Source organism: Oribacterium sp. Sow4_G1_1 (genome assembly GCF_052116105.1).
Lineage (GTDB): Bacteria > Bacillota > Clostridia > Lachnospirales > Lachnospiraceae > Oribacterium.
Window position 1 is genome coordinate 86,323 of the sequence record NZ_JBQKLS010000004.1, and the last position, 15,377, is coordinate 101,699.

12 protein-coding genes are annotated in these 15,377 nt (G+C 56.1%); all 12 read left to right on the forward strand.

The features are described from left to right. Positions 1-35 precede the first annotated feature (35 nt). The 12 genes from ACTQ52_RS04265 (at position 36) to ACTQ52_RS04320 (ending at position 15,343) form a co-directional block, all read left to right on the forward strand. A complete protein-coding gene (locus ACTQ52_RS04265; RefSeq protein ID WP_441981935.1) occupies positions 36-1,313 on the forward strand; it encodes a transcription antitermination factor NusB in 1,278 nt (425 codons plus the stop codon). Beyond that, positions 1,310-2,377: a 23S rRNA (adenine(2503)-C(2))-methyltransferase RlmN gene (rlmN, locus tag ACTQ52_RS04270; RefSeq protein ID WP_410043040.1), complete on the forward strand. Its 1,068-nt coding sequence runs from the start codon at positions 1,310-1,312 to the stop codon at positions 2,375-2,377. The genes ACTQ52_RS04265 and rlmN overlap by 4 nt, the downstream gene beginning before the upstream one ends. Before the next feature lie 136 nt (positions 2,378-2,513). Next, positions 2,514-3,260, forward strand: coding sequence for a Stp1/IreP family PP2C-type Ser/Thr phosphatase (locus ACTQ52_RS04275; protein ID WP_410043076.1), 747 nt, complete (start codon positions 2,514-2,516; stop codon positions 3,258-3,260). Then, positions 3,257-5,410: a Stk1 family PASTA domain-containing Ser/Thr kinase gene (pknB, locus tag ACTQ52_RS04280; protein ID WP_441981894.1), complete on the forward strand. Its 2,154-nt coding sequence runs from the start codon at positions 3,257-3,259 to the stop codon at positions 5,408-5,410. The genes ACTQ52_RS04275 and pknB overlap by 4 nt, the downstream gene beginning before the upstream one ends. 11 nt (positions 5,411-5,421) lie before the next feature. Then, positions 5,422-6,408 (forward strand): ribosome small subunit-dependent GTPase A, encoded by a 987-nt coding sequence (gene rsgA, locus ACTQ52_RS04285; RefSeq protein ID WP_410043038.1) that lies wholly within the window; start codon positions 5,422-5,424, stop codon positions 6,406-6,408. Positions 6,409-6,449: 41 nt separating this feature from the next. Next, the gene (gene rpe, locus ACTQ52_RS04290; protein WP_441226290.1) at positions 6,450-7,112 is read left to right on the forward strand and encodes a ribulose-phosphate 3-epimerase; all 663 of its coding nucleotides are present in this window, start codon (positions 6,450-6,452) and stop codon (positions 7,110-7,112) included. Between the two features lie 11 nt (positions 7,113-7,123). Continuing rightward, a complete protein-coding gene (locus tag ACTQ52_RS04295; protein ID WP_441981895.1) occupies positions 7,124-8,008 on the forward strand; it encodes a bifunctional hydroxymethylpyrimidine kinase/phosphomethylpyrimidine kinase in 885 nt (294 codons plus the stop codon). A 157-nt stretch (positions 8,009-8,165) separates the two neighbouring features. After that, complete coding sequence (gene serS / locus ACTQ52_RS04300) at positions 8,166-9,485, forward strand: serine--tRNA ligase (RefSeq protein ID WP_410043035.1); 1,320 nt, start codon at positions 8,166-8,168, stop codon at positions 9,483-9,485. A 186-nt stretch (positions 9,486-9,671) separates the two neighbouring features. After that, positions 9,672-10,475, forward strand: coding sequence for an ABC transporter ATP-binding protein (locus ACTQ52_RS04305; RefSeq protein ID WP_410043034.1), 804 nt, complete (start codon positions 9,672-9,674; stop codon positions 10,473-10,475). A 29-nt stretch (positions 10,476-10,504) separates the two neighbouring features. Next, positions 10,505-12,574, forward strand: a complete 2,070-nt coding sequence (locus tag ACTQ52_RS04310; protein ID WP_410043033.1) for a COG1361 S-layer family protein — start codon at positions 10,505-10,507, stop codon at positions 12,572-12,574. Continuing rightward, complete coding sequence (locus ACTQ52_RS04315) at positions 12,561-13,907, forward strand: ABC transporter permease (RefSeq protein WP_441981896.1); 1,347 nt, start codon at positions 12,561-12,563, stop codon at positions 13,905-13,907. Before ACTQ52_RS04310 ends, ACTQ52_RS04315 begins: the two co-directional genes overlap by 14 nt. Positions 13,908-14,023: 116 nt before the next feature. Next, complete coding sequence (locus ACTQ52_RS04320; protein ID WP_441226286.1) at positions 14,024-15,343, forward strand: aspartate kinase; 1,320 nt, start codon at positions 14,024-14,026, stop codon at positions 15,341-15,343. Positions 15,344-15,377: the final 34 nt, after the last annotated feature.

Genomic DNA, 15,377 nt, shown 5'->3' on the forward strand with positions numbered 1-15,377 from the left:
AAACGACCCGGGCAGAGGGCCCGCTGCATAAATTTATGCATGCCGGAAAGAAAAAAATATCAGAGATTTCGAGAGAAAAGACCGCAGCGACGCCGCGGTCTATTGCTGTACTTAGCCTTATGAAGATCCTTGAGGAGAAGAAGCTCTCGCATATCGTGCTGCGTGATGCACTGTCGGCGTATCCGGACTGGACGCCGCGCGACCGTGCCTTCGTGACACGACTCGTCGAGGGAACCCTCGAGTATACGATCCAGATCGACTTCATCCTGAACCAGATCAGTAAGACCCATACGAAAAACATGGAGCCCCTGGTTCGGACGGTGCTCCGCATGGGCAGCTACCAGATTCTCTACATGGATAAGGTGCCGGACAGTGCGGCCATCAACGAGGCGGTCGAGCTCGTGAAGAGCCAGGAGGACAAGGCCTTTTTCCTGAGCGGCTTCGTGAATGGCGTTCTTCGGAGTGTTTCCCGGGATAAGGAAATCATCTTCCAGAACCTCGCCCATACCGGAAAGACACCGGCCTATATCCGCTACAGTGTGCCGCTCTGGATGTACGATGCACTGAAGAAGGTCTATGGACGGGAGGAGACGGAGCGCATGCTTGCCTGGTTCCTCGAGGGTGAAAAGAAGAACTTCGTCCGCTTCCAGGATGGACACTGTGAGGAGATGGAGGGCGACATCGTGCACAGCGAGGCCTTCCAGCGCGGTGAGATCACGATTCAGGACGTCGCATCACAGCAGGTCGGCATCGAAGCCGATCCGCAGCCGGGCGACCAGGTCGTCGATGTCTGCGCGGCACCGGGCGGCAAGAGCTGCCATATCGCGGCCCTCCTCGAGGGAACGGGCCATGTCGATGCGCGGGACCTCACGGAAGCGAAGGTGGCGCTCATCGAGCAGAACATCGCACGGCAGCAGCTTACGAATATCACGGCGCAGGTGCACGATGCACGCACGCCGGACCCGACGCTGCTGGATGACGCCGGACAGGGAACGGCAGATATCGTCATCGCCGATCTCCCGTGCTCCGGTCTCGGTATCCTCGGGAAGAAGCCGGATATCCGCTTCAACGCGAGCCGTGAGGGCATCCGGGAGCTGCAGAAGCTGCAGCGCGAGATCCTCGATACGGTATGTACCTATGTGAAGCCGGGCGGAAAGCTGCTGTACTCCACCTGCACACTGACGAAGGAAGAAAATGAAGACAACCGGGAGTATATCCTCGCGAAGGGCGGCTTCACCCTCCTGAAGGAGCGGAAGTTCCTGCCGGGTGCGCCATCCGACGGGTTTTATCTTACGGTATTTCGAAAAGAATGAAGAATTTACGCGATTTAGAAATTAACGATTTGAAAAAGCTGCTCGAGGAGATGGGCGAGAAGCCATTCCGTGCGAAGCAGATATATACCTGGCTGCACCAGAATCTGGTGGAGCACTACGACGAGATGACGAACATCTCGAAGGGACTCCGCGATCGGCTGAGTGCGGAGTACAGTGTGGCCCTGCCGGAAACGGTGGAGGTGCTCACCTCAAAGATCGATGGTACGAAGAAATTTATCTTCCGTATGCAGGACGGACATGTCATCGAGTCCGTCTGGATGGAGTACCAGCACGGGCACAGTGTCTGTATCTCCTCCCAGGTCGGCTGCCGCATGGGCTGCAAGTTCTGTGCATCGACGCTCGACGGCCTCGCACGGAATCTGACGAGCGGAGAGATGCTCGGACAGATCTACCAGATCCAGCGTACGACCGGTGCCCGGGTCGATAACATCGTCATCATGGGCTCCGGCGAACCGCTTGACAACTACGATGAGTTCACCCGTTTCATCCGCATGATCTCGGATGAAAACGGACTCCATATCTCGCGACGGAACATCACGATCTCGACCTGCGGTCTGGTGCCGAAGATCCGGCAGCTGGCGGATGAAAATTACGGGATCACGCTGGCACTCAGCCTGCATGCGCCGAACGACGAGACACGGAAGACCCTGATGCCGATCGCAAACAAATATTCGCTCTCGGAGATCATGCCGGCCATCGAGTACTACTTCGAGAAGACCGGTCGACGGGTGACCTTCGAGTATTCCGTCGTCGAGGGTGTCAACGATAATAAGGCGGAAGCGATGGAGCTTGTGAAGCTCATCCGCAGCATGAAGAACGGCGGGAAGCTCCAGTGCCACGTGAACCTGATTCCGGTGAATCCGATCAAGGAGCGGGACTGGAAGCGACCGGATCGCTCGAAGGTCGAGGCCTTCCAGCATATTCTGGAGAGGAACGGCATCGCGGCGACGATCCGCCGGGAGATGGGCTCCGACATCTCGGGCTCTTGCGGTCAGCTCCGCCGGGATTACCTCGAGACGGAGGGAATCGATTCGAAGGCGTAGGGAGTGAAACGAGGCGCTGGAGGATGCGCGAAGCTTCGTATCGCCGTGGAGGCCACGAGGGACTGCGAAGTGAGGATGTCGAGGACGTCAGCATTGAACCACGATGATGAAGTGACGAAGTGACAGGTGAAGCATGATGGACTTTTTTGCGAAAACCGATAAGGGACAGCGGCGGCGTATGAACCAGGATTACGTCTTCGCGAGCGATCAGCCGGTGGGAACACTACCGAATCTTTTCCTGCTCGCAGACGGGATGGGCGGACATAAGGCGGGGGACTATGCCTCCCGCTATGCGGTCGATGAGCTCCGGCGTTATATCGAGAAGGCTGCGCAGCCACAGCCGGAGATCCGCCTGCTGCAGGAGGGAATACGTGACGTGAACCAGCGGCTCTACCGCCTGGCGCAGCAGAATCCGAATCTGAGCGGGATGGGCACGACGCTCGTGATCGCGCTGATCGAGGGGCCGAATCTGACCGTCGGTAATATCGGCGATTCCCGGGCATACCTCATCCATGGGAACAGCATCCGACAGATCACACGGGACCACTCCTATGTCGAGGAGATGGTACGGCGTGGTCTCATGCGGCGTGGCTCGAAGGAGTATATGGCGTCCCGCAATATCATCACGCGGGCCGTGGGCATCGAGCCGCAGGTGGAGGCTGATTTCTTCGAGATCGAGCTCAGTGAGGGCGATTATCTGCTGCTCTGCTCGGACGGTCTCTCCAACATGGTGGACAATGAAAGCATCCGAAACATCATTCGTGAGCACAGCACGGTACAGGAAAAGGTACAGGCGCTCATCGATATGGCAAACATCAACGGCGGGAAGGACAATATCGGCATCGTTCTGACCGGCCCTTACCGAGAGGAGGCGACGATATGATGCTGGAGCAGGGACAGGTGCTCGACGAACGTTATGAGATCGATACGCTGATCGGACAGGGTGGCATGAGCTATGTCTATCGTGCCAACGACCGGAAGATGGGGCGTGTGGTCGCGATCAAGGTCCTGAAGGAGGAGTACTGCGAGGATGAGGATTTCATCCGGAAGTTTCAGAATGAGGCCCAGGCAGCGGCGAAGCTGAATCATCCGAACATCGTCGCGGTGTATGACATCGTCGATAATCCGGAGACGAAGCTGCACTATATCGTGATGGAGCTCGTCGAGGGTATCACACTGAAAAACTATATCAAGCGTGCGGGACGCATGGACTCGCAGGAGACCATCGCCATCGCGCTGCAGGCGGCGGCCGGTATCGAGCTCGCGCATAAGATGGGCATCGTGCACCGGGATATCAAGCCGCAGAACATCATCGTCGACAGTGAGGGAAATGTGAAGGTGGCGGATTTCGGGATCGCCCGTGCCGCGACGCAGCAGACGGTCAATGCGACCGTCATGGGCTCTGTCCACTATATTTCGCCGGAACAGGCCCGCTCTGGGCAGTCGGATGAGCGTTCGGATATCTACAGCTTCGGCTGTACGATGTATGAGATGCTGACGGGCAAGGTGCCGTATGATGGCGACACCTCGGTGTCCGTCGTCTTCGCACACCTCGAGAATCCGATCCCGCACGTGAAGGAGCTGGTGCCGGATGTGTACCCTGCCCTCGATATGGCGGTGTACAAGTGCATGCAGAAGAAGGGAAAGCTTCGCTACCAGCACATCGGCGAGCTGATGGAGGACCTCCGGAAGGCACTGAAGGATCCGAGCGGTTCCTTCATGTCCGGGGAGATGCCGGAGGACCTCAGTGAGACCCGGGTGCTCTCTCCGCGGGAGCTGAATCAGCTGAAGCACCGGCAGAAGCTTCGGAGGAAGCTCGCACATCTCGATGATACGGATGCACTTCCGCTCGATGATACGGAGGAAGATGAAACCAGCTTCCACATGACGAAGATCTACCGTGTGATCGTCGGTGTCTGTATCCTGCTGATCATCGTGCTCGTGCTGATCATCGGCCGCAATATGTTCTCCTTCTTCCGGGACAGCCGGACGGCGCTGGAAACGAGTCAGCCGATCGAGGCCTCCACCGAAACGACGGAGGCGGCGACGATCAATATCACGATCTCCGCGCTCGATAACCTGCTTCCGAACATCCTCGGAAAGACGGTGGCGGAGGCGGAGGACTATCTCGGAGACTATCATATCCATCTCCGGAGCGCGAAGGAAAGCTTCTCGGATCAGTATCCGACGGAGGGCACGATCATCGCTTACCAGAAGAAGATCCAGAACGGCAGCACCCTCGATGTGACCGTGTCGAAGGGCGCAGAGACCATCCGCTTCTATGATCCGGCAACGCCGGATAAACTGGATGCACTTCATGCCGTGAAGTGTGACACCCTGGTCGAGGCGCTGGAAAAACGAAAAATCAATTATAAGATCCAGGACGCGTTCTCAGACACGGTGCCGCTGGGCTATGTCATCAGCACGAACAAGCCGGATACCAGCGGAACATCGATGCTGATCATCACGCGTTCCGCCGGGTCTGCGAGCGAGAATGGCATGGCGCTGGTCCCGGAGCTGCGTACGCTTAGTGCGGACGATGCGCTGAGCACGCTGGAGGATGCAGGACTCACACTTGAGGGCATCGACTCTGTGCCGGATGCTGAGCATGAGGAGAATACGGTCATCGACCAGAGTCTGACACCTGGATCCGTGGTCCTGAAGGGGACGACGATCTCGCTCACGGTTTCCTCCGGCTCCGACGGAGAGACGAGTCAGAAGAGCACCACGACCGACGGTCAGGGTGACTGGTACGGCTCGATCAACACGGCCGTAAAGATCGGCGGTGAGACCAGTCCGGCGGCAGATACACGGCGGATCATCCTGATCCGTCTCTGTCAGGAAATCGATGGTGCGGAGCGCTATACGACGCTTCAGGAAGCGCGAAGCTATGAAGCCGGCACCGAGCTTCAGGTCGTGATCCCGAACATCCGGGGTGCAGCCGGCATCGGAAAGGGCACCGTCGAAATCGTCGATGCATCGAACGATACCGTCATCGCATCCTATACTGTGAATTTCGCACCACGTTCCTAGAGAGGTAATGCATGGCTTTAAAAGGTAAAATTTACAAGGGCATCGGTGGCTTCTACTATGTCCATACCCCGGAGGGCGACTATGAGTGCCGCGCGAAGGGTATCTTCCGAAACCGGAACGAGAAGCCGCTCGTCGGTGATGATGCGGAGATCGAAGCGGTACAGGATTCAGAGAAGGAGCATGAGGGCTCCGTCATCCGCATCCTTCCGCGGAAAAATCAGCTGATCCGGCCGGCCGTCGCGAACGTCGACCAGGCGGTCGTCATCTTCGCACTCCGCCATCCGGATCCGAATCTGAACCTGCTCGACCGCTTCCTCATCCATATGGAGCAGCGGGAGATCCCGGTGGTGATCTTCTTTAATAAAGTGGACCTCGTGCAGCCAGGCGAGGATCCGACAGAGGAAGAAGAAACGATGCCGGAGGAGCGCGATGCCTGGAAGAAGAAAAAGTCACGGGCGAAAACGATCCCGGAGATCCATGCGGAGCACCCGGAGATGATTCCGGAGATCTACCGCGCGGCGGGCTATCCGGTGCTCGAAATCAGCACCCGGAACGAGGACAGTCTGCCGAAGATCATGGAGGTACTGCGCGGAAAGACCACCGTTCTTTCCGGGCCGAGCGGGGTCGGCAAGTCTTCGCTTACGAACCTCATCCATCCGGCTGCAAACATGGAAACCGGGGAGCTCAGTAAGAAGATCGAGCGTGGGAAGAATACGACCCGTCACTCGGAGTTCTTTTATATCGATGACGAGACCTATGTGCTCGATACACCGGGCTTCACCTCGCTCTATGTGACGGATATCGAACCGGAGCGGCTGATGTACTACTTCCCGGAGTTTGAGGACTACCGCAGCGCGTGCCGCTTCAACACCTGCGTGCACGTCGGTGAAAAGGACTGTGCGGTGAAGCGTGCCGTCGCGGAAGGAAAGATCGCTCGCGAGCGCTATGAAAGCTATGTCATGCTCTATCAGGAGCTGAAGGAGCAGAAGCGATACTGATTATGAAACGTCGTCTTAAGACGGCAGAGGAGAATACTACTATGAATTATGATCTGTCCCCATCGATTTTATCCGCTGATTTCGGAACCCTGCGTGACGACCTCCGTGTACTCGAGGAGGCGGGCACGAAGTACCTGCATTTCGATATGATGGATGGCGATTTTGTGCCGAATATTTCCTTCGGCATGCCGGTGATCCAGTCGGTACGTAAGGATAACCACTGCTTCTTCGATGTCCATATGATGGTAACTGAGCCGGGCCGCTACATCGACGCAGTCGCCGATGCCGGTGCGGACGGCATCACCGTACACCAGGAGGCCTGCACACATCTCGACCGTACCCTTCAGCAGATTCGGGAGCGTGGCCTCAAGGCCGGTGTAGCCCTGAATCCGGCAACCCCGATCAGCACCCTGGACTGTGTCCTTCCGATGCTGGACCTGGTGCTCATCATGTCGGTCAACCCGGGCTTCGGTGGGCAGAAGCTGATCCCGTATACGATCGAGAAGATCCGTGCCCTGCGGAAGCAGACGGACGCGCTCGGCCTCGAGCTGAATATCGGCATCGATGGTGGTGTTACCCTCGACAACGTGCAGGAAATCAAGGATGCCGGTGCGAACTTCTTCATCGCCGGCTCTGCCGTCTTCAAGCCACGTGAGCGTATGGTGGAGAATGTGAAGGCATTTAACGCCATCCTGCACGCATAAAGGAGTTTTCCGTGATAAAGAAACTTGCGCTCATCAATGATTTATGCAGCGTCGGACGCTGCTCACTTTCCATCCAGATTCCAGTGGTTACAGCACTTCAGCTCAGCGCCTGCCCGATTCCGACCGCGGTGCTCAGCAACCATACGGCCTTCCCGCACGTATCCAGCACAGGACTTGGGGCGGTGATGGAAGAGCGGCTCGAGACATTGAGCGAAAATGACATCCATTTCGATGGGATCCTGATCGGCTACCTCGGTGACTGTACGGATCTCCGGGCCCTCGACGCGTATCTCGAGGCGGAGAAGCTGCGGAATCCGGCGCTGCGCATCTTCCTCGATCCGGCGATGGCGGATCATGGCCGTCTGTATCGCGGGATGACGGAGGAGCATATCGAGGCGATGCGGGCCCTCTGTCGGAAGGCGGATCTCATCTGCCCGAACCTGACGGAAGCGGCCTTCCTCGCCGACTTCGATTATGCGGGACTGAAGGAGACACTCGACCGCTGTACGAGCGCTGCGACACGCGGGATGGTGATGCACGCTCTGCTTTCGGAGCTGCATCATCTGACGGAGGGACAGATCGTCGTGACTGGTGTCGAGGCCTATCCGGAGACAGCGGAGGATAGAGCCACGACGCCGGAAGCCCTGATCAATGTCGTCTCGGAAGCGGATGGCGATCTCCGTTTCGTCGAGCATGCCCGGTCCGGCGATGCCCGTCCGGGGACCGGCGACCTCTTCAGTGCCATCGTCGCGAGTCTCTGTCTTCGCGGTGAGGAGCTCGAGAACGCCACGCGTCGCGCCGCCGACTTCGTCGCGCTCTGCATCCGACACAGCGAGGAGGAGAAGGTCCCGATCGTTTACGGCGTACAGTTTGAGGATGTCCTCGGAGCGCTGTAGATGTTCGGACGCAACTGTCCCTCCGGGTCCCCACCTGTCTGATCGGTTGCGACCCGTCCGTCAACTGTGACGGAATGACTTGAAAACAGACGTAAATAAGGCTATAGTAAATGGTGGTTTATCGCCAGAAAGATTTCGCAGAAGTGGAGAGGATCCTATGTTAGATATTAAATTTGTCAGAGAAAACCCGGAGCTTGTCAAGGAAAACATCAAGAAAAAGTTTCAGGATGAGAAGCTTCCGTTAGTCGATGAGGTCATCAAGTATGATCTCGAGGCGAGAAAGTGCCAGCAGGAGGCCGATGAGCTTCGTGCGAAGAAGAATGCGGTTTCGAAGCAGATCGGTGCGCTGATGGCGCAGGGGAAGAAGGCGGAGGCCGAAGAGGTCAAGGCCGAGGTCGGCGCATTTACCGCACGTCTCAAGGAGCTCGAGGAGCAGGAGCCGAAGCTTCAGGCGGAGGTGACGAAGCGCATGATGATCATCCCGAACATGATCGATGCATCCGTTCCGATCGGTCCGGATGATTCTCACAACGTCGAGAATGAGCGCTTCGGTGAGCCGGTCGTTCCGGCATTTGAGGTACCGTATCATACCGATATCATGGAGTCCTTCGGCGGTATCGATCTCGATGCAGCCGGACGTGTCGCAGGTAACGGCTTCTACTACCTGATCGGCGACATCGCGAGACTGCACTCTGCGGTGCTCAGCTATGCGCGCGATTTCATGATCAACCGTGGTTTTACCTATGTGATTCCGCCATATATGATTCGTTCCAAGGTTGTAGATGGTGTTATGTCCTTCGCAGAGATGGATGCCATGATGTATAAGATCGAGGGCGAGGACCTCTACCTCATCGGTACCTCGGAGCACTCGATGATCGGTCGCTTCATCGATGAGATCCTTCCGGCAGATACCCTTCCGCTTACCCTTACTTCCTATTCTCCTTGCTTCCGTAAGGAGAAGGGTGCACACGGTATCGAGGAGAGAGGCGTGTACCGTATCCACCAGTTCGAGAAGCAGGAGATGATCGTCGTCTGTGAGCCGGAGGATGCCATGGACTGGTACGAGAAGCTCTGGAAGAACACCGTTGATTTCTTCCGTTCGATGGAAATCCCGGTCAGAACACTGGAGTGCTGCTCCGGTGATCTCGCAGACCTCAAGGTGAAGTCCTGCGATGTCGAGGCGTGGTCACCACGTCAGAAGAAGTACTTCGAGGTCGGCTCCTGCTCGAACCTCGGCGATGCACAGGCGAGACGTCTGCACATCCGTATCAAGGGCAAGGATGGAAAGATCCATCTCGCAAACACCCTGAACAACACCTGTGTCGCTCCACCTCGTATGCTGATCGCGTTCCTCGAGAATCGTCTTCAGGCCGATGGCAGCATCACCATCCCGGAGGTGCTTCAGCCATACATGGGTGGTACCAAGGTGCTCATCCCGAAGTGGAACTCCATCGAAGGCAAGCCGGCAAACGCTTGATGATCGAAGACCTGTGCAGTAGCACAGGTCTTTTTATGTACATTCAGGCAGGGGCCGCGGAGGGGTGGCAATGGAGGTACAGTACTCCGCGGTCACTGCCCGAGCTGAAAGTCTTAATATTATTGACGAAGTTGTTAATGAATTCGTTTATTGTTTATAGATGGCAGCTATCATATAATGAAGGCCATGAAGCCAGTTTATGATTTGACAAGTTGTGGGAGAGATGTAGTGGAACCGATCATCAAGGTGCGGGATTTATATAAGATTTTCAAAATCGGAGACAATAAGGTCTACGCGCTGAATGGTGTGTCCTTCGATGTCTACCAGGGGGAGTTCGTCGCGATCGTCGGCACCTCCGGCTCCGGTAAATCGACCTGTCTCAATATGCTGGCCGGTCTGGAAGCGCCGAGTCGAGGGGCGATTCAGATCGCGGGGAAGCGCATCGATAGGATGAGCGAAGCGGAGCTCGTCAGCTTCCGGCGTCAGAATGTCGGCTTCATCTTTCAGAGCTATAATCTGATCGGCTCGATGAATGCGGTCGAGAATGTCGCGATGCCGCTGATGTTCCGCGGGGTGCCGTATGAGAAGCGTATCCGGGAAGCAGAGAAGTATATGAAGCTGATCGGCATCGGGGATCAGGGAGAGCATATGCCGAACCAGATGTCCGGTGGACAGCAGCAGCGTGTCGGGATCGCTCGTGCGCTCGTCATCGACCCGAAGATCATCTTCGCCGATGAGCCGACGGGTAATCTTGATTCACATACGACGGAGGATGTGCTGAGCCTTCTTCGGAAAATCGTACGTGAGGAGGACCGCACGCTGATCATGGTCACCCATGATGCACACATCGCTTCCTGGGCGGATCGGCAGCTGCGTGTCGTCGATGGAAAGATCGTCGAGACCGTGATCCGTCCGGATAGCCCGATCGAACAGAAAATAGAAACAGAAACCGGAAATCCGCCTTTTGCGCAGGTGACGCCACTCGGCTGAGTACGGTGTATATAGAGGGGTATAAAATCATGAATCATTTTCACACACAAAAGCATACGATCCTTCGGCGTTTTCTGTGCGGCGCGATGGTGCTCGCGCTCCTGTCGCCGGCATTGACCTTCGTACAGCCGATGGAGGCCCAGGCGTCCTACGTCGATACGAATATGAACACCTTCATCCATGATGCGGCAGACACACCGGTTGCGGGGATCGGGCAGGATTTCCAGCTGACCGTGAAGGTCGGCTTCAACGGCGTGAACGGTCTCTATAATCCGACCGGTGACGTCATCAACAACGTGCGCGTGCGCCTGAGTCAGGACCAGAATCTCTTAAATACGAAGGGCATCGTGCCGAATTCAAAAAAGTCGAATCCGTATGATGAAGACTCGGACAACGAGCAGGAGTCCCTGCAGCATGATGCGTACAATGAAGGCTACCAGGCGGGGGCGCAGCGTGCCTATAATGCGTCGCTGGGCCTCACCTATCCGGTGGACGGTGGTACCTATCCGCTCGAGATCGGCACATCGACGATGAACCAGGAGAAGAACCTTGGCTCGCTGCAGAAGGGCGAGTACAAGGAGGTGACCTTCAATGTAAAGATCCGGAACGATATCAAGGAAGGCTACTATGCGATCCCGATTTCGATGAACTATGATGTGCCGTACAACTCGACGGGGCAGTACGGCAGTCTCAGCCGCGCCGAGTTCATCAATATCTATGTGCAGGACCTCGGAACGATTTCGAATCCGACCAGCGCGACGAAGGATCAGGCCTTCGTGCTCGGCGAGGGACAGTCGACACCGAGCGGTACCTATCCGGGAACCGTACAGTTCGCCGTGAACCTTCGGAATAAGAAGGGACGGGCCCTCTATGATGTCGTCGTGAAGATGAATAAGGGAAACGGTGGTGCAGCCTCGGGTGATTCGTCTTCGACGGCGGCCGCTGGAAAGGTCGACTACAGCAGCTTCCCGTTCCGTGTGACGGAGGAGAACTATGACCGCAGCTTCGCCAGTGTCGAGGCGGATCAGACGATCTCGGCTCCGTACTCGATGGCCATCGCGAAGGATTCGAAGAGCGGTGACCATGCCATCGGCTTCACGGTGAGCTATAAGGAGACGCCGAACGCGACCATCACGAAGACAGAGCAGTATACCTACTACGTACATATCAGCAACCCGACCACGGATGAAACCGACAGTCAGCGTGATTTCAATGCTAACGACCGTTCGAAGGCACGACTCGTCGTGGCGGGCTATCATACCGAACCGGAGAAGGTGTTTGCCGGTCAGCCGTTTAAGCTGGTGGTGCAGATGCAGAACGCAAGTACCGGCATCAGTGCCAGCAACATCCTGCTTTCCCTCGAGTCGGAAAAGGTGAATGAGTCCTCGGCACTGTCGACGGAGAACGGCGCGAACTCCTATGTCATCAACAGCCTCGCGGCCGGGGAGACGAAGGAAATCGCCTGGAATATGGTGGCGGAACCGGGGGTCGACCCGCGGTCCTATGCGCTGACCATCAATGAAAAGTATGACTCCCCGGATTTCAAAAATGCCGAGGAGAAGGTGACGCTGAATATCATGGTCAATCAGGAGGCACGACTTTCGGTTTCCAACTACGATGTGATGCCCGAAAGCATTGACGTCGGCAGTGAATCTAACGTGATGTTCAATATCAACAACACCGGTAAGGTGATTCTCTATAATGTCACTGCGGAGTTTAAGGCGGATTCCATCAATGATACCAGCAGCTACGTCGGCAACATCAAGCCGGGTGAGTCGGGCTCCGTGGATGCGATGATCACGGGTGCGGCTCCGACCATGGATGATGGTACGATCCAGGTCATCATCAGCTACGAGGATGTGAACGGAGAGGTGCATACCTCCGAGCAGACGGTGAACCTCATGGTGAACGAGCCGATGGAAAGCACGGATGACATGAACGGCATGGATATGATGCCGGAAGAAACGCCTGGATTTTTCCAGCGCTTCCGACTCCCGATCATCGGTGGGGGCGTCGTTCTGCTGGCGGCAGCTGCGGTTTTCGTGAAGAAGCATAAGGATAAGAAGAAGCAGGAAAAGGAAAACGATGAGACTATTTGATCTTATCAAGCTCGCAACGAGTAACCTGAAGCGACGAAAGATGCGAACCGTACTTACGGTCCTCGGTGTCGCTATCGGTACGGCGTCCATCGTGGTCATGGTGAGTCTCGGCATCGGGATGAGTGCGATGATGCTGAAGTCCTACCAGAGCATGGGCTCGCTGACCCGGATCGACGTATACGAGGGTGGTTATGGCGGCGGCACGAATGGCGATCAGTCCATGATGCTGACCGACGAGACCGTGGAGAGCTTTAAGCATATCCCCCATGTGACCGGCGTGAGTCCGTCAATCGAGGTGAATATCGAGGCGAAGTGCAAGGGCGTCAGCGGCTCCTTCAGCATTGTGGGTGTCACCCAGGATTATCTTCAGCAGCTTGAGCTCCGGGACGGCGGACATCTGCCGGCGGCGAACTCGGATACGCTGGAGCTCCTGTATGGTAATCAGATTCTGTACAGCAGCTTCTATAAGCAGAAAACCTGGGAGAATGTCGAGATCGACCCGGAGAAGGATACGGTATTCATCACCTTCCCGCAGCCGAGCACCTCGCAGGGAACACAAAGCAGTGAGGGCAGTACGCAGGAGCCGAAGCAGAAGAAGAAGTACATCTTCCCGGTGGCCGGGATCATGAAGGGCGGCGCTGAGGACTGGTCGGATGGCTCGTATAATGTCTACACGGACATCGACAGTCTGAAGCGTTTTCTGAAGAAAATCTATAAGAAGGCGCTGGTGCCGAATCCGAGGACGAATAAAAACGGGAAGCTGTATCCGTACTATGTATACAATAATGTCTATGTTTTCGTCGATGACATGGATAACGTCAGTGCAGTACAGAAGCAGATCTCGGACATGGGCTTCAGTGTGAGCTCCAGTATGGAGTGGCTGAAGCAGGCGCAGCAGCAGCTCAATATGGTGCAGCTCGTGCTCGGCGGTATCGGCGGTGTATCGCTTCTCGTCGCGGCGATCGGTATCATGAATACCATGATGATGTCGATCTATGAGCGGACGAAGGAAATCGGTGTTATGAAGGTGCTGGGCTGTGCGATGCCGGATATCCGGAACATGTTCCTCTGTGAATCCGGTATGATCGGGCTCATGGGTGGTATCGCGGGACTCGCTGTCAGCTATCTGATTTCCTATATCATCAATTCCTTTACGAAAAATGCCGGTTCGATGATGTTCGGCTCCGGCTCGACGGGCGGGCTGTCCAGCATTCCGCTCTGGCTCGCGGCCTTCGCGATCGGCTTCGCCATCGCGGTCGGCACGATCGCCGGCTATGTTCCGGCGGCGCGTGCGATGAAGCTGAGTCCGCTGGCAGCGATCCGAAATGAATGATTCTATAGCCGGTCTTCCGACGCCCTTCTATACTTCTCATGATTATTAATTATATTGAGTATTTTGAAGCACGATGATATAATGCGGCAAAATGCCAAATTTGGAGGGAGTACGAAATGATCAAGGTTGCAAAATTTGGCGGAAGCTCCTGCGCCTCCGCGGAACAGTTCAGAAAAGTAAAGGACATCGTTCTTTCTGATAAGTCGAGACACTATATCGTGGTTTCGGCACCAGGTAAGCGGGCTTCCGGCGATACGAAGGTGACCGATCTTCTCTATCGTCTCCAGGATGCAGTCGAAGATGAGAAGAAGTTCCAGGAGACGCTTCAGACGATCAAGGATCGTTATCAGGAGATCATTGACGGCCTCGGGCTCGATTTCAGTCTGGCAGCGGACTTCGATCGGATCGAGCAGGATCTCAAGGCTGGTGCAGATCGTGATTATGCGGCTTCCCGCGGTGAGTTTCTGAATGCGAAGCTGATGGCGGCCTATCTCGGCTTCAGCTTCATCGATTCTGCAAGCTGCTTTGTCTTCAAGGAGGACCGGAGCTGTGATTACCAGAAGACGGAAGAGGGCATCCGCGCAGCACTGAAGGATATCGATTATGCGGTATTCCCGGGCTTCTATGGTGCGAACGAGAAGGGTGAGGTCGTTACCTTCAGCCGTGGCGGCTCAGACGTGACCGGCTCCCTGATCGCAGCGGCGGAGCATGTCGATCTCTATGAGAACTGGACGGATGTATCCGGCTTCCTCGTTGCGGATCCACGCATCGTGCCGAATCCGGAGGTCATCGATTACATCACCTACCGTGAGCTTCGTGAGCTGAGTTACATGGGTGCCGGTGTACTGCATGAGGACGCGATCTTCCCGGTACGCCGTGAGGGTATCCCGATCCAGATCAAGAACACGAACCGTCCGGAGGATCATGGTACCCTCATCGTGCAGAATACGTTGAAGAAGCCGCGTTTCATCATCACCGGTGTCAGCGGAAAGAAGGATTTCTGTGCGATCAACATCGAAAAGGCGATGATGAACTCGGAGATCGGCTTCGCCCGGAAGCTTCTTTCCGTCCTCGAGGACAACAACATCTCCTTCGAGCACATCCCGTCCGGTATCGATACGATGACCCTCGTCATCCATCAGGAGGAGCTCGAGCACTGTGAGCAGAAGATCCTGAACGGCATCCAGCGTGCCGTGAATCCGGACCTCATCGAGCTCGAGTCGGACATCGCTCTGATCGCGGTCGTCGGACGTGGCATGAAGTCATCCCGTGGTGTGGCCGGTCGTGTATTCTCTGCACTCGCCCATGAGTACATCAACATCAAGATGATCGACCAGGGCTCCAGCGAGTACAACATCATCATCGGTGTACGGAACGAGGATTTCGAAAAAGCCATCCGTGCCATCTACAAGATGTTCGTCATGAGCGCTAAATAATATGAATGTTTGACATAAGTCCCGGGGGCAGGCT